This is a genomic window from Kribbella sp. CCNWLW201 (assembly GCF_037203805.1).
Lineage (GTDB): Bacteria > Actinomycetota > Actinomycetes > Propionibacteriales > Kribbellaceae > Kribbella.
On the sequence record NZ_JBBCBQ010000010.1, the window covers coordinates 44146 to 65119 of the forward strand.

A 20974-nucleotide genomic window follows, 5' to 3' on the forward strand; every position below is an offset into this window, starting at 1 on the left:
TCCGGCGGCGTCGCTGCCCGGTATTTTCAGTTCCGCTGGCCCCGCATGGGATGATTGACCGGTTATCAGGTAAGTCCCGAGAAGAACTGGATCTCCTCCGTGCCCGTTGGCCCCACGACCGTGCCGCAGCCGGGTCGTACCGACCCGTCGCTGATCCGGAACTTCTGCATCATCGCCCACATCGACCACGGCAAGTCGACGCTGGCCGACCGGATGCTGCAGATCACCGGGGTGGTCGACGACCGCTCGATGCGGGCGCAGTACCTGGACCGGATGGACATCGAGCGGGAACGCGGCATCACGATCAAGTCGCAGGCGGTCCGGCTGCCGTTCGCGCCGAAGCCGGACTCCCCGGGCGGCCTGCTCGCCCCGGACGGGACGACGTACATCCTGAACATGATCGACACCCCGGGCCACGTCGACTTCACCTACGAGGTGTCGCGGTCGCTGGAGGCGTGTGAGGGTGCGGTGCTGCTGGTCGACGCGGCGCAGGGGATCGAGGCGCAGACGCTGGCCAACCTCTACCTCGCGCTGAACGCGGACCTGCACATCATCCCGGTGCTGAACAAGATCGACCTGCCCAGCGCCCAGCCGGAGAAGTACGCGGCCGAGCTGGCCCACATCATCGGCTGCGACGCGTCCGACGTCCTCAAGGTGTCGGCCAAGACCGGCGAGGGTGTCGACGAGCTGCTGAGCGAGATCGTCGCCCAGGTCGAGCCGCCGAAGGGCGTCAAGGACGCGCCGCCGCGGGCGCTGATCTTCGACTCGGTCTACGACACCTACCGCGGCGTGGTCACCTACGTCCGGGTGGTCGACGGCGAGCTGACCCACCGGGACCGGATCAAGATGATGTCCACCGGCGCCGTGCACGAGATGCTCGAGGTCGGTGTCATCTCCCCGGAGCCGATGAAGTCGCCGAGTATCGGCGTCGGCGAGGTCGGCTACCTGATCACCGGGGTGAAGGACGTCCGCCAGTCCCGGGTCGGTGACACCGTGACCGCGGCCGTCCACGGCGCAACCGAAGCGCTCGGCGGCTACAAGCACCCGCAGCCGATGGTGTACTCCGGGCTGTTCCCGATCGACGGCGACGACTACCCGACCCTGCGGGACGCGCTGGAGCGGCTGCAGCTGAACGACGCGGCCCTGCAGTACGAGCCGGAGACCTCGGGCGCGCTCGGGTTCGGGTTCCGCTGCGGCTTCCTCGGCCTGTTGCACATGGAGATCGTCCGCGAGCGGCTCGAGCGCGAGTTCGACCTGGACCTGATCTCGACCGCGCCGAACGTGGTCTACCGGGTCGAGATGGAGGACGGCCGGGAGCACGTCGTCACCAACCCGAGCGAGTTCCCCGAAGGCAAGATCGCCGACATCTACGAGCCGGTGGTCAAGGCGACGATCCTCAGCCCGAAGGACTTCATCGGCGTCATCATGGAGCTCTGCCAGACCAAGCGGGGCAACCTGCAGGGGATGGAGTACCTGTCCGAGGACCGGGTCGAGCTGCGCTACACGCTGCCGCTGGCCGAGATCGTCTTCGACTTCTTCGACCAGCTGAAGTCCAAGACCAAGGGCTACGCGTCACTGGACTACGAGCCGACCGGCGAGCAGGCCGCGGCGCTGGTCAAGGTGGACATCCTGCTGCAGGGCGAGACGGTGGACGCGTTCTCGGCGATCGTGCACCGCGACAACGCGTACTCCTACGGCGTCGCGCTGGCCGGCAAGCTGAAGGAACTGATCCCCAGGCAGCAGTTCGAGGTGCCGATCCAGGCCGCGATCGGGTCCCGGATCATCGCCCGCGAGTCGATCCGGGCGATCCGCAAGGACGTTCTGGCCAAGTGCTACGGCGGTGACATCACCCGGAAGCGCAAGCTGCTGGAGAAGCAGAAGGAAGGCAAGAAGCGGATGAAGATGGTCGGCCGGGTCGAGGTCCCGCAGGAGGCCTTCATCGCCGCCCTTCGCACGTCCGACACAGGGGAGAAGGCCAAGAAGTAGTGCCGGTCGAGATCCCAGCGGACTTGCTGCTCGTCGGGTCGCGGGGTCAGGACTGGGCCGACTGGCTGGACCGGTTGCCGCGGCTCACCCGCGACCTGCTCGACGAATGGGACGTACGGGTCGACGGTACGACGACGCACGGGTACTGCGCTCTGGTCGTGCCGGTGACCACGGCCGACGGGCAGCCCGCCGTACTGAAGGTCCAGTTCCCGCACTGGGAGGCGGAGACCGAGCACCTCGCGCTCCGGGACTGGGGCGGGAACGGCGCGGTGCAGCTGCTGCGTGCGGATCCGCGCCGGTTCGCCCTGCTGCTCGAGCGGTTGGAGCCCCGGGACCTGTCCACGATCGACGCGATCGAGGCCTGCGAGATCGTGGGGGCGACCTACAAACGACTGCATGTCCCGGCGGGTCCGCAGTACCGGACGCTCTCCGGCGAGCTGAAGCGCTGGCTCGAACGGCTCCGGCAGCTGCCCGCATCCGCGCCGGTGCCGCATCGGTACGTCGAACAGGCGATCGCGCTGGCCGAGGACTTCAGCACCGACCCGGCGTGTGACGGCAAGCTGATCCACACTGACCTGCACTACAACAACGTGCTGGCGGGTGTTCGCGAACCCTGGCTGGTGATCGACCCCAAACCGCTGTCCGGCGACCCGCACTACGAGGTCGCTCCGCTGGTCTGGAACCTCTGGGACGAGGTCGTTGCCTCCGGCGACCTTCGGTTCGCGGTCCGGCAGCGGTTCTACGCCGCGATCGACGCGGGCGAGCTGGACGAGGAGCGCGCCCGCGACTGGGTGATCGTCCGCCAGATGCTCAACGTCTTGTGGACCCTGGAGGGCACCGGCACCGACGAGACCCTCCCGCAGGACTGGCTCACCCGCAACATCGCCATCGTGAAGGCGATCCAGGACTGAGAAACTCAGTGGAGCCGTGGCCCGGATCGACGGATGATGGGCGCATGCGGCTGCTGACGGTGAATGTGGTGGAAGAGCTGATTCCGGGGCCCAAAGAGACCGGATGGACCGCGATCGACAAGCGACCGCAGCCGGGGCGCGTGCAGGTCGGTGAGCTCGGACTCGCCGGTGACCGGGTGTGCGACACCAAGAACCACGGTGGCCCCGACCTCGCGCTCTACGCGTACGCCGAGGAGGACGCTCGGTGGTGGGCGGCCGAACTGGACCGCGAGATCCCGACCGGTCTGTTCGGTGAGAACCTGCGCACCGAGGGGCTCGACATCACCGGTGCGCTGATCGGTGAGGTCTGGCGGATCGGGCCGGAGGTCGAGGTGATGGTCCGGTATCCGCGCACGCCGTGCGTGACGTTCGAGCACCGGATGGGCATCCCTCACTGGATCAAGCGCTTCCACCGTGAGGGGCGGCCCGGTGCCTACCTGAAGGTGCTGAAGACCGGCACCGCCGGCGCCGGCGACCCGATCGAGATCGTCCACCGGCCGGCTCACGAGGTGACCGTCGGTGAGGTCTTCGGCTCCCCGGATCCGGCGCGCATGCAGCGCATGCTCGACTCCGGTACCGACCTGGGCGACGAGATGGTCGAGCTGGCGCAACGCGTCGCCGCCCGCGCATGACGGGGCTGATGCGAGCGCGTCAGTTGGTGGGTTCGCGGTAGCCGAGGGCGGCGGAGATTTTGCGGGCGGCTTCGATGGCGGCGGGAGCCATCAGGGCGACCTGGGCGATGGACTGCTCCAGCGAGAGGGTGGAGATGCTGACCGCGGCGATCGCGGCGCCGGTGTGGTCGTGGATGACGGCGGCAACGCAGCGGATGCCCGGCTCGTTCTCCTCGTCGTCGAGCGCGTAGCCGCGGGACCGGACCTGGGCGAGATCCGCCTTCAAAGCGGCCGCGGTCGTGTGCGTCAGGGGAGTGCGGGCCGGGAGACCGGTCCGGGTGATGTGGGCGTCGAGTGCGTCGTCGTCCTTCTCGGCGAGCAGTGCCTTGCCGATGCCGGTGCAGTGCAGCCAGAAGGCCTTGCCGACGCGCGATGGCATCCGATAAGGCTTCGGGCCGTCGAGGCGCGCGACGTAGATCGCCTCGTCACCGTTCAGAAGACCGACATGCACGGTGCAACGAGTCTGCGCGACCAGGTCGGCGAGCACCGGGCGGGCGACCGTGGCGAGGTCGACGTTGGTGAGCGCGTGCCCGGCGAGCCGGAGCGCCTTCGGGCCCGGGTGGTACGAACCGTCCTCGGCCTGCGCGACGAACTCGTGCTCGACCAGCGACGCCATGATCCGGTGCACGGTCGACTTGGCCAGACCGGTCGCGTTGACGACGTCGGTGAACCGCGAGTGTTCCAGGACGGCGTCCAGCACCATCAACGTCTTGTCGATGGCCGAAGGCGAACTCATGTCCGTCATCTTGCCACTCCTATCTCGCCAGCCAGCCGCCGTCGACCGCGAGGACGTGGCCGTTGACATAGTCGGCTGCCGCTGAGGCCAGGAAGACCGCGGCGCCGACCACGTCCACCGGCTGTCCCCAGCGTCCGGCCGGGATGCGTTCCCGGATGGCCGCTTCGCGACCGGGGTCTGCGCGCAGGTCGGTGGTGTTGTCGGTGCTGATGTAGCCGGGTGCGATCGCGTTCACCCGGACTCCGGCCGGTCCCCACTCGTTGGCCAGCGCCCTGGTCAGTCCCGCGACCGCGTGCTTGCTCGCAGTGTAGGCCGGAACGGTGATCCCGCCCTGGAAACTCAGCAGCGACGCGATCGTGACGACCGCGCCGGCGCCGCGCTCGACCATCGCGGCGCCGATCGGCCGGGTCACCGACCAGGTGGAGTTGAGGTTCACGTCGATCACGTGCTGCCAGTCGGCGGTGCTGGTCTCGGCGGCCGGGGCACGCCGGATCGTGCCGGCGTTGTTGACCAGGATGTCGATCTTTTGGGTGTTCGCCAGTTCGGTTGCGGCCGCCTCGACCGCTGCCGGGTCGGCGAAGTCTGCGATCACTAAGGTCGCGTCCCCGCCACCGTTCTGCTTGATCGCCTCGAGGGTGTCCTCGAGAGCGGCGTCCCGGGCCATCAGGATCAGTTCGGCGCCGGCCGCGGCGTACCCGGCGGCGATGGCCGCGCCGATACCCCGCCGGGCTCCGGTGACGAGCGCCGTACGGCCCTGAAGGCTGAACGGGTCAGCCGTCACCGCAGGTCCCGTACGTCGACGCCGTCCATGTCCCCGAATGCCTGGTTCTCGCCGGCCATCGCCCAGACGAAGCTGTACGACGAGGTGCCGGCGCCGGAGTGGATCGACCAGCTCGGCGAGATGACCGCCTGGCGGTCGGCGACCAGGAGATGCCTCGTCTCGTTGGGCTCGCCGAGCAGGTGGACGATCCGCTCGGTCTCGGGCAGGCCGAAGTACAGGTAGCACTCGGTACGACGGTCGTGTGTGTGCGCGGGCATGGTGTTCCAGGTGCTGCCCGCGTGGAGTGTGGTCACGCCGAGCACGATCTGACAGCTGCGTACGCCGTCCGCGTGGATGTACTGGTCGATCGTGCGGCGATTCGCTGTCTGCTGGTCGCCGAGCTCGAGCCGGTTGCCCTCACCCGGATTGACCAGGGTGGTGGGGAAGTCGGTGTGAGCGTTTGCGGAGAAGAGATAGAACGCGGCGTCGGGGCCGTCGAAGACCACGTCGCGTACGCCGCGTCCGACGTACAGGCAGGCTCCGGTGGTCAGCTCGTACTTCGTTCCGTCGGCCGAGACGGTGCCTGGTCCGCCGACGTTGACGATGCCCGCCTCGCGGCGTTCGAGGAAGTACTCGCTGCGCAGTTCCGGCCAGGTGCCCAGTGTCAGCGGACCGCTCACGGGTCGCGCGCCGGCCAGCACGATCCGGTCGTGGTGAGTGAGCACCGCGGTGATCGTGTCCGGGACGAAGAGGTCGTCGACCAGGTAGTGCCGGCGGAGCGCGGCGGTGTCGAAGCCGGGCACCTGATCGGGATGGGTGGCGTGCCTGATCTGCAGATTCACAGAACTAGGTTCTACTCCACGGAACCCACTGTCAAACAGCTGAGCAAGCGGAACTGGAGGCCGAATTGTTCCAGGTTCCGCCCCTTGACACTCTGTTCTGGTTGACGGAACCTTCCACACAGCGCCCATCGCCCCTGGGAGGATCCACAATGACCGCTTTGGACTGGACGGTCCTGGTCGGCTACTTCGTCCTGATGGTCCTGATCGGCATCTGGTCGCGGACGAAGATCAAGACAGTGGTCGACTACTTCACCACCGGCGGCAAGATTCCGTGGTGGTTGTCCGGCATCTCGCACCACATGTCCGGCTACAGCGCGGTCATGTTCGTCGCCTTCGCCGCAGTCGCCTACACCTACGGCATCACCGTCTACGTCTGGTGGGCGGTCTCGATCGGTGTCGGTGTCGGCATCGGTGCCTTCGTGTTCGCGGCCCGGTGGAACCGACTCCGCGCCAAACATGGTGTCGTCTCACCGCTCGAGTACCTGGCTCGCCGCTACAACCTGCCGACCCAGCAGGCCTTGGCGTACTCCGGTGCCGCGCTGAAGGTGGTCGACATCGCGTCGAAGTGGGTCGCGATCGCCGTCCTGCTGAACGGATTCACCGGCGTACCGATGCGGTGGGGGATCCTGCTGACCGGCGTGGTCACGATGGCCTACGCGACCCTCGGTGGGTTGTGGGCCGACGTACTCACCGACTTCGGGCAGTTCGTCATCCAGTTCGCGGCCGGGATCGCCATGTTCGTCGGGGTGCTCGCGCACCTGGACGGCGTACCGACGCTGTGGAAGATGTGGGACGAGTTGCCGGCCGGGCACGGCGATCCACTGAACGGGCCGTACACAACGATCTTCCTGGTCGCGTTCCTGTTCATCAAAACCTTCGAATACAACGGCGGCATGTGGAACCTGGCCCAGCGCTACATGGCCGCGCCGTCCGGGACCGCCGCCAAGAAGTCCGCGCTGTTGTCGTCGTTCCTGTGGCTGGTCTGGCCGCTGATCCTGTTCATCCCGATGTGCGCCGCGCCGCTGCTGGTCAGCCCGGGCAAGCCGGAGCAGTCGTACGTCGAACTCGCCCAACTGCTGTTGCCGACCGGACTGATCGGGCTGGTGCTGGCCGGGTTCTTCTCGCACACGATGGCGATGGTCGCCTCCGACGCGAACGTGATCTCCTCCGTCATCACCCGGGACCTGGCGCCGGTGCTCGTCCCGAAGATCCGGCGGCTGAGCGATGCCGCCGTACTGAAGTTCGCACGGATCACCACGTTCACCTTCGTCACGATCAGCATGCTGATCGCGATCCTGACGAACGGGCAGGGCGTCGTCCTGAAGATCGTCGTGGACCTGGTGGCCGCGACCATGGGCCCGATCTCGATCCCGCTGATGCTCGGGCTGCTGCCGTGGTTCAAGCGCAGCGGCGCGCGGGCCGCGATCGCGTCCTGGGCGACCGGCCTGGTGGTCTGGGCGATCGTCAAGTGGGGGATCGAGTCCACCGACACCACCCTGGTCGTCGCGTTGCCGCTGGCAACTTCCTTGGTGGTGTACGTCGGCCTCGGCCTGCTGCTGCCCGAACGCCGCCCGGAGGTCGACGAACTGGTCGACTCGCTGAACACCGACCCCGACGAGACCGACGAGGTCGCGGCGAGACGGGCGGCCGCGGTCGGCTGACGCCTGGAACACTGTCCCGTGACACAGAACTAAACGATATGGAGTCACCTCAATGCCGAACATCACCGTCGAACTCCTGTCCGGCCGCACTCTCGACCAACGCCGCGAGTTCGTCGCCGCCGTGACCGAGTCCGCCATCTCCATCCTGAACGCCAAGCGCGAATCCGTCCGCATCGTCTTCACCGAAATAGAAACCACCGACGTAGCCAACGGCGGCACCCTGGTCGCCGACGCCTGACTCGGTACGGACGAACGGGTAGTAGTCCGGCGCCGGCGGCGGCCGCCCGCCTGAATACACCGGGCAGGCCACGCCGCGGCCCGCTACTACCCGTTCGTCGGTACGCATGCTGGAATTCCGGAGCCTGGCCGGAGCCCACCCGTTACTGTCTTCTCCATGCGAGTAGGAGTGTTTGGGGCCACGGGTCAGGTTGGTAGCGTCATGCGGGAGCTGCTGGTTGAGCGGAAGTTCCCGGTGGAGGAGATTCGGTACTTCGCGTCTGCGCGGTCGGCTGGTACGACGCTGCCGTTCGGTGACGCCGAGATCACTGTTGAGGACTCCGCCACCGCGGACTTCTCCGGGCTGGATCTGGCGTTGTTCTCCAACGGGAAGACGGCCTCGAAGGAATTTGCGCCGAAGGTGGCTGCCGCGGGTGCCGTGGTGGTTGACAACTCGTCCGCGTGGCGGATGGACCCCGACGTACCGCTGGTCGTCTCCGAGGTGAACCCGAGCGACCTCGACAACCTGCCCAAGGGGATCGTCGCCAACCCGAACTGCACCACCATGGCCGCGATGCCGGTGCTGGCCCCGCTGCACCGCGCCGCCACCTTGACCCGGCTCGTGGTGTCGACGTACCAGGCCGTGTCCGGCTCCGGTGGCGCCGGCGTGAGCGAGCTGGAAGACCAGGCTCGTGCCCTCGTCGAGCCCGGCGGCCGGCTCGCTCGCGGCGCCGAGGGCATCACGCTGCCCGAGCCCAAGGTGTACGCCGGGCCGATCGCGTTCAACGTGCTCCCGCTGGCCGGCTCGATCGTTGCCGACGGCACCGGTGAGACCGACGAGGAGCAGAAGCTGCGGAACGAGAGCCGCAAGATCCTGCACATCCCGGACCTTCTGGTCGCCGGGACCTGTGTCCGGGTGCCGGTCTTCACCGGTCATTCGCTCAGCATCCACGCCGAGTTCGCCGACCCGATCACGCCCGAGCAGGCGACCGAGCTGCTGGGCACCGCTCCCGGTGTCGCGCTCGCCGACCTGCCGACGCCGCTGCTCGCGGCCGGCCAGGATCCGTCGTACGTCGGCCGGATCCGCCAGGACCAGTCGGTCCCGGACAACCGCGGCCTGGTGCTGTTCATCTCCAACGACAACCTCCGCAAGGGCGCCGCCCTGAACGCCGTCCAGATCGCCGAGCTGCTCGCCGAGCGCTGAGCCTGCTGCAGCGATAAGGTAAGCCTTCCCTGCCGGTCTGTTCGACCGGGCTGCAGTGGAGGTGACAGAGCTGGAGCAGAGTGGTGTGATCGGCTCTTCCGGGCTGCGGTTCCGCCTGCTCGGAACAGTGGAGGTGCGGACCGCCGGCGGTGAGGTGATCCCACTGCCCTCGCATCGTCCTGCGGTCCTGCTGGCCGCGCTGCTGCTGCGGCTCAATCGCACTGTTCAGACCGATGATCTCGTCGACGTTCTCTGGGACGAGGAGGAGCTGCCGAGCAACCCGCGCGCCGCGCTGCAGATCTACGTCTCCCGGCTCCGGACTGCCCTGGGCGATACCAGCCGGACGATGATCCGCACCGGCGACGGCGGTTACACGCTGCAGGCTGACCCGGCGCAGCTCGACCTCGAGACGTTTCGGTCGCTGGTCCGCCGCGCCGGGGCGGCTGCTGACCCGGCCGAACAGGTCGCGCTGGTGACCGAGGGTCTCGCACTCTGGCGAGGCGAACCGCTGGCGGGTCTGGATGCGGGCGCGCTGACCCGCGAGATGATCCCACGCCTGGTCGAGGAGCACCTGCAGGCGCAGGAGCTGTCCTTCGAGGCCCGGCTGGCGATGGGTGACGCGGCCGCGGTGATCCCGGAACTGACCGAACTCGTCGAGCGCCACCCGACCCGGGAGCGGTTCTGGGCCCAGCTCATGCGCGCGCAGCACGCGTCCGGACGGCAGGCTCTCGCGTTGTCGACGTACGCCGAAGTCTCCAGAAGGCTGCGTGAGAGCCTCGGGGTCGGGCCTGGTCCTGAACTGCAGCGGGTCCACGCCGAGCTGCTGGAGGCGACGGACACCGAGAGCATGGTGGTTCCGCGTCAGCTGCCGACCGCCGTACGAGCCTTCGCCGGCCGGACCGAACACCTGGAACGGCTGAACGAACTGCTCCCCGGCGCGCACCTCGGACTCATCATCGGGCCCGCCGGAGTCGGCAAGACCTCGCTCGCGATCCATTGGGGGCGGCTGGTGGCGGACAGCTTCCCCGACGGGATCCTGTACGCCGACCTGCTCGGCTTCTCGCCCTCGATCGAGCCCGCCGACCCGCTGACGGTGGTGCCGCGGTTCCTGGCCGGCTTGGGGATCCCGGCTGATCGGCTGCCGATCAGCGCGGACGAGCAGATCGCGTTGTACCGGAGTCTTCTCGCCGAGCGGTCGGTTCTCGTCGTACTGGACAACGCACGGACCTCCGAACAGGTCCGGCCGCTGGCAGCGTCCGGGCCGAACTGTGTCACCCTCGTCACCAGCCGGAACGAGCTCGCCGGGCTGGTCGCGACCGAGCAGGCGGAGCCGATCCTGTTGGACGTGCTCGACCCGGCGCAGTCCAGACAGTTGCTGGCGGCAAGGGTCGGTGAGCGGCGGCTGCAAGTGAATGCCCAGAGCACCGATGAGCTGATCGCCCGGTGTGCTGGGCTTCCGCTGGCACTTTCGTTGCTCGGGGCACAGATCGCGCTGCGGCCGCGACGTCGGCTGGACTCCTTCGTCGAGACGCTGAGTCAGGCGCCGCTCGACGCACTCTCGACCACCGACGGGGTCGACGTACGGACGATCTTCTCCTGGTCGTACCGGCAGCTGCGGCCTGAGCTCGCGCAGTTGTTCCGCCTATTGGCGCAGCATCCCGGTGCGGAGATCACGGTCGGCGCCGCGGCGGCGTTGGCCGGCGTGCCAGTGCATGAGGCTCGCGACATGCTCGCCGTACTGGTTGCAAACCATCAACTTGTTGAACTCGGGCCGGATCGCTATGCGCTGCACGATCTGCTGCGCAGCTACGCGCTGGAGTTGTGCGAGGAGCAGGAGGCCGACGAGGCGTTCGAGCGGCTGCTCGGGTACTTGGTGCACACGGGCAGTGCGGCCGCGCTGTTGCTCGCGCCCGGGCGGGTTCCGGTCGAGCTGCCGGGGCTGGATCCCGGTGTCGACCTCGTCCTGCCGTCGACCCGTGACGAGGCGTTCGCTTGGTTCGACTCCGAGCAGCCGAACAATCTCGCCGTACTGCGGGCTGCTGCCGGGCGGGCCGATGGGTTGTTGTGGTTGTACGTGTGGGCGATCGCGGACTATCTGGACTTCCGCGGGCGGCCTGGGTACATGGAGTCGGAGCTGCTGGCGCTCGATGCGGCGGTGCGGCTCGGCGACCTGCGCAAGCAGGCCCAGACCCGGCGCGACCTCGCCCGCGGTCACATGGCGCTGCGGGAGTGGGACGACGCGATCCGGCAGCACGAGCTGGCGCTCGGCATCGCGGAGGAACTGGATGACGACGCCGGCATCGCCCACGGGTCGCTGAGCCTGGCCCGGGTGCTGAGCCGGATGGGGGAGCACCGGCAGGCCATCGAGAAGACCACCCGCGCGCTCAGGATCTACGAGCGGACCAATTACACCGACGCGCGGGCCAACGCGCTCAACAACCTCGGCTGGTACCACGGGCAGCTCGGTGAGTACGAGGCGGCGGTCGACTATGCGGGGCAGGCGCTGAAGCTGCACAAGGAGCTCGGCTCGGAGTTCGGGCGTGCTGTGGTGATCGACACGATGGCCTACGCTCAGGCCGGCTCCGGCCGTCTCGACGAAGCCATCGCCAGCTACGAGACCGCGGTCGCCATCCTGCAGGATCTGGGTCGCAGCCAGGACACCACCGACAGTCTGAGATCGATGGCCGAGGTCCAGCGGCGGGCCGGTCGGCTGCAGGAAGCCCGGGCGAGCTGGACCAAGGCGCTCGGGATCCTCGAGGCGATGGACCACCCCGATGCGGAGGTGGTTCGCCGTACGCTGGATGAACTGCGGCGCGGCGGTTGACGGGGCCGGGCGGCCGCGGAGTAGAACTGACAGTGAGACAAAGGCCACTGGCCGTGTGTGTGCGTTGCGGAAACGTAATGGAGAAGTCGGGGCGGGCGAGCGAGGGGCATAGTCAGCCGTGCCTGCTAGCCATTACTCTCCGGTTACTTGACCCCCGATGGAGGCCAGACAATGAAGCCAGTCGCCGATGAGGGCCAGCTCGCGCTGCTCAGCAATCGCAAAGAGAACATGGCCACGATGTTCCTCGACCGGGTCGCCGCGACCCCGTCCCGCGAGGCCTTCAGGTACCCGTCAGGGGACCAGTGGAAATCCGCCAGCTGGCGGGACCTCGACGAGCTGGCCCGGCGCCGTGCGGCCGGCCTGATCGCCCTCGGGGTCCAGCCCGAGCAGCGGGTGGCGGTCGCCTCGAGTACCCGGATGGAGTGGGTCGAGTGCTACCTGGCCGCCGTACTCGCGGCCGCTGCCACGACCACGATCTACCCGACCACGATGGCGACCGACGTCGCATTCATCGTGGCGGACGCCGACGTACAGGTCGTGTTCGCCGAGGACGCGACCCAGCTGGACAAGCTGCGGGAGCACCGGTCCGAGACACCCTCGCTGCAGAAGGTCGTCCTGATCGACGGCGAAGCCCCGGCGGAGGACGAATCGTGGGTCCTCTCACTGGCTGCGCTCGACGAGCTGGGCGCCAAGTATCTGGAAGAGCATCCCGAGGCCATCGATGAGCGGCTTGCTCAGATCCAGCCGGACCACCTCTGCACGCTGATCTACACCTCCGGCACCACCGGGCGTCCCAAGGGCGTCCGGCTGCCCCACTCGGTCTGGACGTACGAGGGTGCCGCGGTGGAGGGGATCCGGGTGCTCAGCCCGGACGACCTGCAGTTCCTCTGGCTGCCGCTGTCCCACGTGTTCGGTCAGGTGCTGCTCGCCGTACAGTTCCAGATCGGTTTCGCCACCGCGATCGACGGCCGGATCGACAAGATCGTCGAGAACGCGGCCGTCGTCCAGCCGACCTTCATGGCCGCGGCGCCGCGCATCTTCGAGAAGGCGCACGCCCGGATCGTCACCATGATCGAGGAGGAGGGCGGGGTCAAGGCCAAGCTCTTCCACTGGGCCTTCGGGGTCGGGGCGAAGGTCTCGGCGTTGCGGCAGGCCGGCAAGGAGCCCGGTGGAGCGCTGGCCGCGCAGTACGCGCTGGCCGACAAGCTCGTCCTGTCGAAGATCAGGGCCCGGTTCGGTGGGCGGATCCGGTTCTTCGTCTCCGGCTCGGCCGCCCTCGACAAGAAGCTGGCCGAGTGGTTCCACGCGGCCGGTCTGCTGATCCTGGAGGGCTACGGCCTGTCCGAGACCGCGGCCGGGTCGTCGCTCAACCGCCCCGGCCAGTACCGGCTCGGCAGCGTCGGCCCGATCTTCCCGGCCACCGAGGCGAAGATCGCCGAGGACGGCGAGATCCTGATCCGGGGCGACGGCGTGATGAGCGGGTACCACAACCAGCCCGAGCAGACCGCCGAGGTGATCGACGCCGACGGCTGGTTCCACACCGGCGACATCGGTCACTTCGAGGACGAGTTCCTCTTCATCACCGACCGGAAGAAGGACCTGTTCAAGACCTCCGGCGGCAAGTACGTCGCCCCGCAGGCGATCGAGGGCCGGTTCAAGATGATCTGCCCGTACGTCGGCCAGTTCGTTGTCCACGGCAACAAGCGCAACTTCGTCAGCGCCCTCGTCACCCTCGACCCCGACGCCATCCAGGGCTGGGCCGCGGCGAACGGCCTCGGCGGCAAACCGTACGCCGAAATCGTCAGCTCCGACGCGGCGCGCGCCATGGTCCAGGGGTACGTCGACGAACTCAACGCCGGCCTGAACCGCTGGGAAACCATCAAGAAGTTCACCATCCTCGACCGCGACCTGACCGTCGAGTCCGGCGAAATGACCCCCAGCCTCAAACTCAAGCGCAAACACGTAGAAACCCAGTACGCCGACCTCCTGGACAAGATGTACGACTGACTTCTACCCACGCGCCGCTACGCGCGGCTCCTCCGTCGCCGTGCTCGCGCCGCTCCCGCCCGCCCAGGGGCGCGTGCTGTCGCCCGCTTGTTCGAAAGCCCCGTGGAGTCGCCTGCACGCTCGTCGTCAGGCGACTCCACGCGGTTTACCCACGCGCCGCTACGCGCGGCTCCTTCGTCGCCGTGCTCGCTGTCGCTCCCGCCCGCCCATGGGGCGCGTGCTGTCGCCCGCTTGATCAACAGCCTCGTGGAGTCGTCTTAACATCCATCGTCCGGCGACTCCAGTCGGAACTCGTGCGAGGGGACACGAACCTTGACCACACGCCTGCAGCCGGCATCAGTGTCGGGACATCGCTGACGCGAGGTCGTTCTGCTGTCAGACTCGGGTCCATGCGCCACATTCTGCTGACATGGAATCCTGGGCAGGGCAATGACGAGCAATGGACTCCCGAGGAATGGGAGGCGGAGATGGTCGGCGGTACGTCAGCGGGCGACGGGTACGAGGCTCGCTGGAGCGTCGGCAACCGTGTCCAGGGGATTGAGCCGGGTGACCGGGCCTACATGCTCCGGCAGGGGATTCACGGGCGTGGAATCGTGGCGATCGGTGAGATCACGAGCGAACCGTACACGGACGGCTCATGGCGCAGTGATCGCGAAACTTCGCAATACGTCAACGTGATTTGGCATGAGGCCGTCCCGCTGGAGGAGCGGATAGATGTCCACGAACTGGCAGCGGAGATCCCCGAATTCCAATGGAACAGCGTCTACAGCTCGGGGCGCGACATCACGCAGCATGGCGCCAGGCTTGAAGAGCTCTGGTCAGGTCAGGTAGCTGACGCCGCTGTGATGCCGCCGATTGTGCAGGGCGCCGGGTTTGGTACCGCCGAGCAGAACCAAGAGGTTGAGAAGGCTGCGGTCGACTACGTCACCAAGGCCTACGCCTCAGAGGACTACCAGGTCAGGAGCGTCGAGCGCGATCGCTGTGGCTGGGATCTGACCGTCTCGAAGGGTGTCGAGGAGATCCACGTCGAGGTAAAGGGTATTGCTGGCTCATTGGTGAGGTTCTTCCTTACGGCTAACGAGTGCAAGTGTGCGCTGAGTGATCCGAAGTGGCTGCTCGTTGTCGTGACGGACGCGCTCGGTGAGCCCCAGTGGTACGAGCTCGACGGTCCGACTGCTGCGGCGTACGCCGTGCCTGCGCTCTACCAAGTCCGCGTTCCCAACGAGCTGTTCGCTGTGTGATTCGCCATGGACCCTGAACTCTTGGCCAGGCTGCACCCGTGCGTGTTCCACTCCACGAGCGAGAGCGCTTGGCCGTCGATTCAAAAGTTCGGGCTCCAGTCGACGCTGCAGTTGCTCGACATATTCGGCGTGACGGAGGCGCAGCGTACCGAACTCCTGAGCCGGCCGCGTCGCGAATCTGTGGTTCTGCATGCTGATGGCCTGCCCGCGGTCGTGATCCGTGACCAGAAGCCGATGAAGTTCATCGGTGAGAAGATCGACCCGGAGTCGTCGCTCCAGCAGTACTTGGATGCGATCAACTCACGTGTCTTCTTCTGGGCCAGCCGCGAGCGCCTCGAACGTCTGCGTGACGCGAAGGAATACCGAGGCCAGCCGCAGGTGATCCTGTGTGTGGACACCGGCCGACTCATCGAGCGCTACGAGCGGGCCATCCAGCTGTGTCGGTTCAACTCCGGCGCGATCATGCAGAAGAACCACCCGACTCGGGGGCACCGCTCGTGGCTGTCCATTGCCGATTACCCATACGAAGAATACGAGCGCAGGTACGGACGCGGGAAGGCGCTCGCCGAGGTGACTGTGCTCGACGCGGTGCCTGACATCGAGGACCTGCTCATCGATGTCGAGTTCGTGCGCTGATGTGCATGGATGTCTGCGACTCTTACGTCCGCCTTATCGCCGGCGACTCCACCCACAGCACTCAGTTGCCCCAAGCAACCAGACCCCCGGCCGGGATCCGGCCGGGGGTCTGGGGTGGCGTGATCAGGTGTATCAGCCGTCGTTTTCTGCTGATGGGATGGTGGCGCCGGGGACTTCGGTGGGGGCCAGGATCTTGGTTTCGCCGGGGTATGGCTTGGTCCAGTCGTGGGACTGGTACCAGTCGAAGTGGTTCATTTGGGCGGGGTTGGCGTAGTCGGCTCTGGCGTTGGGGCCGGTGAGGTGTTGCTGCGACTTCCAGGTGTCCCATTGTGCGGCGACCGCCTGCTGGTCGGTCGGTACCGTCGCCTTCGGGGCTGGGGCGGCGGCTGGGTTCTGTGCTGCCGGGACATCTGCGCCACAGGATGGCAGGGTGCTCAGGCCCGCGGTCAGTGACGTGCGGTTGGGTACGGCGTTGAACGGCGTGTAGTCGGGCTTCTGCGTGAACGCGGTGGCCATCGGGGTGGCTGCGCTGTCCTTCTGGTTCATCGGCTTGATCCCGAGGATCTGCTCGATCGTCCGGATCATCGTGATCTGGGTGTAGTAGTGGCTGTCGACGACGCCGCGCTGGGCCCACGGGCTGATGATCTGGATCGGGGCCCGGTGGCCGTCGACGTGGTCGAGACCGGCCTGGGAGTCGTCCTCGACGATGAAGATCGCCGAGTCCTTCCAGTACTTGCTGTGTGAGATCTGGTCGACGATCTTGCCGGCGGCGAGGTCGTTGTCGGCGACCTGGGCGGCTCCGTTCGGCGGGCCGCCGGTGTGGTCGCTGGAGAGCCAGAACATGTTCAGGTTCGCCGGCCCGTTCTGCTCGAAGTCACGCTTCCAGATCTCGTACCGGTAGATGTCCGGGACGTCGGTGTCGAACTTCGGGAAGCCGTGCACCGAGACGTTGTTCAGCGACGGGATCGGCGAGGACGAGACCAAGGGGTAGGCCGTGTCCTGTCCGGTCGTGGCCATGTTCTTGGTGTCGCAGTACAGGTTCTGCCAGGTCGCGCCGGCCGGCTTGGTGAGGAACTGCTGGAACTCACCGAAGTCGCGCACGGTCTTGCCGGCGGCCTGCGCACCGGTCCAGATGAAGCCGGTCCGCTGGTGGCCGAGTGCGTCGTCCTCGGTGTCGTAGCTGCGCAGGTACTCACCGGCCGAGGACTCGGTGTACTCGGGGTTGTCGGCCTGCATCAGCCAGTTGTGGCCCTCGGCAGAGTTCGTGCCGATGTCGTAGGTGTTGTCGTACAGGCCGAACTGCTTGGCCATCGCGTGCTGGTTCGGTGTCACGTTCTCGCCGTACTGCGCCAGCGCCGGGTCGCCGTTCCCCTCCGGGATGTCGCCGTACACCTGGTCGTAGGTGCGGTTCTCCTTGACGATCAGGAACACGTGCTTGATCGTCGACGGGTCGCCGAGTCGCTGCGGGACCGGCACCGGGGCCTTGGCTGCCTTGTCGTCGGTCACCTGGACCGAACCGGGGGTCCAGCCGTTCTGCTGGAAGACCTTGGCCGTGGTGCCGCGGATCGCCTGGTCGTTCGGCAGCGTGAACCGGGTCAGGCTCGACGTGGTGTCGTGGGTGCCGCGTCCGGCGGCGGTCGTCGTACGACGGGCGTCGACACCGCGGGTGTTGGACACCACGATGTCCTTGCCGACCTGGGCGATCTCCGCCGGGAAGTAGTCCGTCGGGAGCAGGCCGACGTAGCTGACCGGCTCCAGCGGGTTCTTGTACCGGTAGACCGCGACCGCGTTGGCACGGCCGAGCGTCACCAGCAGGTGACCGTCGTCGGTGAGCGTCACGCCGTCGGGCTCGTAGCCCACCGAGGCCTCCGGCCACGGCTGAGTGGCGATGGTCTGGACGACCTTGTCCCGGTGCGTGTCGATGACGGACACGGTGTTGGTCGCGGTGTTGGTGACGAACAGGGCGCCGCCCTTGGCGTACATCGCGGTCGGGTGCAGACCCACGTCGATGCTCGCCGGCGCAGCGGCCGGGTTGGCCAGGTCGATCACGCTGACCGTGCCGGTGGTGGTGGCAGCGGTGATCTGGGAGGCCGGTACCTGGGTGCCGTACGAGTTGATCGTGGGCTCGCCCGGCTTGGCGGGACGACCACCCTCGTTGCTGACGTAGAGCTTGGATCCGACCTGGACCAGGTCGCGCGGTGCGTTGCCGACGGCCCAGCTCTGCTTGATCGTGCCGGTCGCCGTGTCGATCGCGACCACGCGGTTCTGGCCGTTGACCGCCGAGTAGACGGTGGAGCTGTCGGCCGAGAACACGGCCTCACCCACGAGCGCGCGCTTGGCGCCGTCCGCCGCGATCGTGACGAAGGCCGGCTTGGCGAGAGTCCCGTCCGCGTTCACGGTGAACTTGCGGTACCCGTCGGCCTGCCCCAGCCACAGTTGCGACCCGTCGGGCGAGTACGTCGGGCCTTCCTGGCCGACGTCGTTACCAGGGATCTTCAGGTCGGCCGCGGCGTTGTTGCCGACATACTGCTGCACCTTCCAGTTCTTCAGATCGACGATCGCGAGCGCCATCCCGCCGTCGGTCACCGAGGCGGCCAGGTGGCTGCCGTCCGGGCTGACCGCGGACGACATGATCTTGCCCTTCTGGAGGACGAGACGGTCGCCGTACGGCGCGATGTACTGGTCGGCCGAGACGACCTGGCCCTTGTCGGTGACCTGGCCGACCTGGTCGGTCCCGAACTGGTGTGTCGAGGCGGCCGCGGTGCCGGCGAGGGCCACGGCCACAGCGGTTGTGCCCGCCGTGAGCAGTGGAAGCCGGCGGCGGAAGAGCCGGAGGCGGCCCTTCTCGTCACGCCGGCGACGGCGTGTTACCTGCATGGGTTATCCCTTCGGGGTGGACGGAAGCAGTTCGAGGTTGCCGTCGAACTGCCAGAGCGGGTTCGGCTCGTCGCCCGCCGGGGTGCGCACCAGGAAGTAGCCGTTGACTTCCTTCGGGCCGTCGCCGTCAGCGACGTACCGGCCGAGCGGGTTGATGTCGAGTTGGTAGATGGCCGAGCCCGCGGCCTCGACATCGGGGAGATGCCAGGTCACGACGCAACGCCAGTCGTTGCCCGGTCCCTGGGCGGCCACCTGGTCGCCGCCCTTGGTGCACGCGGCCGAGGTGTTCAGTTGCTCCTCGGTGACGTCGGGCCGGTTGAGCTGTTTGGTCTGCAGGCGATAGAGGTGAGCGAAGGCCGTGGCGACCGACCGCTGCACCTTGTCCTGATCGATCCCGGAGCCGCTGCCCCCGGTCGCCGGAGCGACGACCGCCGTGGTGATTCCGAACAGTACGACGAGGGGCAGCAAGCCGGCGGTGATCGCCAACCGGCCGGAGCCGTCGTGGGCCGGGTTGGTGAAGTCACGTCGTACGAAGAGGAAATAGGCCAGCGCGGTCGCGGCGAGGGCCCACACCAGGCTGACCGCGATGCCGATCAGGAGCGGTCGGAGTTGTGCGGGGCTGGTGAACAGACCGTTCCAGGAGATGAAGGCATAGCCCGGCAGCGCGAGCCGTACGGCGACGGGCACCGGCAGCATCTGGATGAGTTGCATCGCGAGGGCCACTACGGCCGGCAGCAGCAGGCCCATCGGCGAACGCCCCAAGGCGACCGATCCGAGCAGGCCGATCGCGGCGAGGGCCAGGGTCGGAGCGAGGGCGCAGACCCAGGCGAGCAGGACCTTCCCGGCGGCGTCACCGGGCGAGAGTAGGTGTCCGTCGAGGCCGATCAGGGATCGGTTCCCGACGACCGCGACGCCGCTGATCGCGCTCGAACCCACGAGCCCGATGACGAGCAGCACGATGACCGTGAGGCTGGCGAGTGCCTTCGACACGAAGATCCGGCGCGGCGAACGAACCGCGACCAAGAGGTGGCGCCAGGTGCCGAGCCGGTCCTCCGATGCGAACACGTCGCCGGCGATCAGCGAGGTGAGCAACGGCAGCGCCCAGGAGCCCGAGAAGCCAAGGATCACCAGCGGTCCAGCCCACCCGGTGGCGTGCATCCAGCGGCCGAAGAGGGTGTCGACGGGGAGCGAGGCCTGTTGGCTCACGACGGCAACGAAAAGCGCGGGCGCCAGCCAGCAGGCGACGACCAGCAACCGCACCCGCCATTGCGAGAGGAGCTTGACCAACTCGAAGCGATAACCGCGCACGACCGAGACGCGGCGGGCAGTCGCTGTCTCCGCAACGGTGGCGGTCATCAGTTCGGCTCCGGCTGGTCAGTGAGGGCGAGAAAGGCGGCTTCGAGCGGCGACACCACTGGTGCGAGCTCGCGCACCGCGATTCCTCCGTGCACGAGTTGCTTCACGAGTTCGTCCAGGGCGGGGACAGTTGCCGAGACCACCAGCAGCTCGGTGCCGTGCCGTACGCCGCTTTCGTCACCGATCCGGATGCCTGCCGTTTCGACAGCCAATTGGCGGGCGGCGCTCGGGTCGGAGGTGACGAGCCGGTAGTCGAGTTCACGGCTCTCGGCCGCCAGTTTGCTCAACGGTCCGGAGAACGCCACCCGTCCGGTGGCCAGGATGGTGACCTCGGAGCAGAGCGCCTCGACGTCGTCCATCCGATGGCTCGACAGCACCACGGCGGTTCCGTCGGCCGCGAGCCGCGTGAGGACGCCGTACACGTGCTTCTTGCCGGCTGGGTCGAGGCCGTTGGACGGTTCGTCGAGCACCAGCAGACGGGGCTTGGTGAGTAGCGCGGCGGCGAGTCCGAGCCGTTGCCGCATGCCGAGGGAGAAGCCGCGAACCTTGTCGTCGGCGACATCGGTGAGCCCGACCTGGTCGAGCGCGTCGTCGATGTCCATCATCCGCGCGTCGTCGCGGAGAGCGGCCAGCGCCGCCAGGTTCTGCCGCGCGGTCAGTGAGGGGTACAGGCCGGGACCGTCGACGAACCCCCCGACACCGTCGGGAACGGCGAGCGCCCGGCCGACCTGCGTACCCAGGATCTCGAGCTTGCCGCTGTCGGCGACGGCCAGGCCGAGCAGCAGGCCGAGCAAGGTCGTCTTGCCGGCGCCGTTCGGCCCGACCAATCCGTGGATCTGTCCCTGCGCGACATCCAGCTCGATGCCGTCGAGGGCCACGACGTCGCCGAAACACTTGGTGATCCCGCGAGCCCGGACCGCGATGCCTGCGTCCATGACGAAATACATTAGCCACGAATGGATCTGTCGGCTCGCGACACCCGTTGAACGTTTCGGGAACGAGGGGCG

16 protein-coding genes are annotated in these 20974 nt (G+C 67.6%); 10 read left to right on the top strand and 6 right to left on the bottom strand.

What is annotated here, in order from left to right; translation table 11 throughout:
• Positions 1–99: 99 nt before the first annotated feature.
• The 3 genes from lepA to V9K99_RS32855 are packed head-to-tail and all read left to right on the top strand — an operon-like array spanning position 100 to position 3568.
• Positions 100–1986 carry a translation elongation factor 4 gene (lepA, locus tag V9K99_RS32845; protein WP_337323927.1) on the top strand — a complete coding sequence of 629 codons (1887 nt, stop codon included), beginning with the start codon at positions 100–102 and terminating at the stop codon, positions 1984–1986.
• Positions 1986–2897: an aminoglycoside phosphotransferase family protein gene (locus V9K99_RS32850; RefSeq protein ID WP_337323926.1), complete on the top strand. Its 912-nt coding sequence runs from the start codon at positions 1986–1988 to the stop codon at positions 2895–2897. Before lepA ends, V9K99_RS32850 begins: the two co-directional genes overlap by 1 nt.
• A 44-nt stretch (positions 2898–2941) precedes the next feature.
• Positions 2942–3568, top strand: a complete 627-nt coding sequence (locus V9K99_RS32855; RefSeq protein WP_337323925.1) for an MOSC domain-containing protein — start codon at positions 2942–2944, stop codon at positions 3566–3568.
• A gap of 19 nt (positions 3569–3587) precedes the next feature.
• Here V9K99_RS32855 and V9K99_RS32860 read toward each other — a convergent pair whose 3' ends face one another.
• The 3 genes from V9K99_RS32860 to kduI are packed head-to-tail and all read right to left on the bottom strand — an operon-like array spanning position 3588 to position 5945.
• On the bottom strand, positions 3588–4343 hold the full coding sequence (locus tag V9K99_RS32860) for an IclR family transcriptional regulator (RefSeq protein WP_337323924.1): 756 nt from the start codon (positions 4341–4343) through the stop codon (positions 3588–3590).
• 19 nt (positions 4344–4362) lie between these two features.
• Positions 4363–5124 (bottom strand): SDR family oxidoreductase, encoded by a 762-nt coding sequence (locus V9K99_RS32865; protein ID WP_337323923.1) that lies wholly within the window; start codon positions 5122–5124, stop codon positions 4363–4365.
• Positions 5121–5945: a 5-dehydro-4-deoxy-D-glucuronate isomerase gene (gene kduI, locus V9K99_RS32870; protein ID WP_337323922.1), complete on the bottom strand. Its 825-nt coding sequence runs from the start codon at positions 5943–5945 to the stop codon at positions 5121–5123. The genes V9K99_RS32865 and kduI overlap by 4 nt, the downstream gene beginning before the upstream one ends.
• Before the next feature lie 149 nt (positions 5946–6094).
• On the opposite strand from kduI, the gene V9K99_RS32875 reads away from it, so the two are divergent.
• The 7 genes from V9K99_RS32875 (at position 6095) to V9K99_RS32905 (ending at position 15734) form a co-directional block, all read left to right on the top strand.
• Positions 6095–7606: a sodium:solute symporter family protein gene (locus V9K99_RS32875; protein ID WP_337323921.1), complete on the top strand. Its 1512-nt coding sequence runs from the start codon at positions 6095–6097 to the stop codon at positions 7604–7606.
• Between the two features lie 52 nt (positions 7607–7658).
• Complete coding sequence (locus V9K99_RS32880) at positions 7659–7844, top strand: tautomerase family protein (RefSeq protein ID WP_337323920.1); 186 nt, start codon at positions 7659–7661, stop codon at positions 7842–7844.
• 156 nt (positions 7845–8000) lie between these two features.
• Positions 8001–9026: an aspartate-semialdehyde dehydrogenase gene (locus tag V9K99_RS32885; protein ID WP_337323919.1), complete on the top strand. Its 1026-nt coding sequence runs from the start codon at positions 8001–8003 to the stop codon at positions 9024–9026.
• A gap of 61 nt (positions 9027–9087) precedes the next feature.
• The gene (locus tag V9K99_RS32890) at positions 9088–11850 is read left to right on the top strand and encodes an AfsR/SARP family transcriptional regulator (protein WP_337323918.1); all 2763 of its coding nucleotides are present in this window, start codon (positions 9088–9090) and stop codon (positions 11848–11850) included.
• A 171-nt stretch (positions 11851–12021) separates the two neighbouring features.
• Positions 12022–13857, top strand: a complete 1836-nt coding sequence (locus V9K99_RS32895; protein ID WP_337323917.1) for an AMP-dependent synthetase/ligase — start codon at positions 12022–12024, stop codon at positions 13855–13857.
• Positions 13858–14246: 389 nt separating this feature from the next.
• Positions 14247–15098, top strand: a complete 852-nt coding sequence (locus V9K99_RS32900; protein ID WP_337323916.1) for a protein NO VEIN domain-containing protein — start codon at positions 14247–14249, stop codon at positions 15096–15098.
• 6 nt (positions 15099–15104) lie between these two features.
• Complete coding sequence (locus V9K99_RS32905) at positions 15105–15734, top strand: DUF7002 family protein (protein ID WP_337323915.1); 630 nt, start codon at positions 15105–15107, stop codon at positions 15732–15734.
• Positions 15735–15866: 132 nt separating this feature from the next.
• Here V9K99_RS32905 and V9K99_RS32910 read toward each other — a convergent pair whose 3' ends face one another.
• Genes V9K99_RS32910 through V9K99_RS32920 form a run of 3 tightly spaced genes read right to left on the bottom strand, consistent with a single transcriptional unit; the run spans position 15867 to position 20902 of the window.
• Positions 15867–18611 (bottom strand): bifunctional YncE family protein/alkaline phosphatase family protein, encoded by a 2745-nt coding sequence (locus V9K99_RS32910; protein ID WP_337323914.1) that lies wholly within the window; start codon positions 18609–18611, stop codon positions 15867–15869.
• A 3-nt stretch (positions 18612–18614) separates the two neighbouring features.
• Positions 18615–19967 carry an ABC transporter permease gene (locus tag V9K99_RS32915; protein ID WP_337323913.1) on the bottom strand — a complete coding sequence of 451 codons (1353 nt, stop codon included), beginning with the start codon at positions 19965–19967 and terminating at the stop codon, positions 18615–18617.
• Complete coding sequence (locus V9K99_RS32920; RefSeq protein ID WP_337323912.1) at positions 19967–20902, bottom strand: ABC transporter ATP-binding protein; 936 nt, start codon at positions 20900–20902, stop codon at positions 19967–19969. The genes V9K99_RS32915 and V9K99_RS32920 overlap by 1 nt, the downstream gene beginning before the upstream one ends.
• Between the last annotated feature and the right edge of the window lie 72 nt (positions 20903–20974).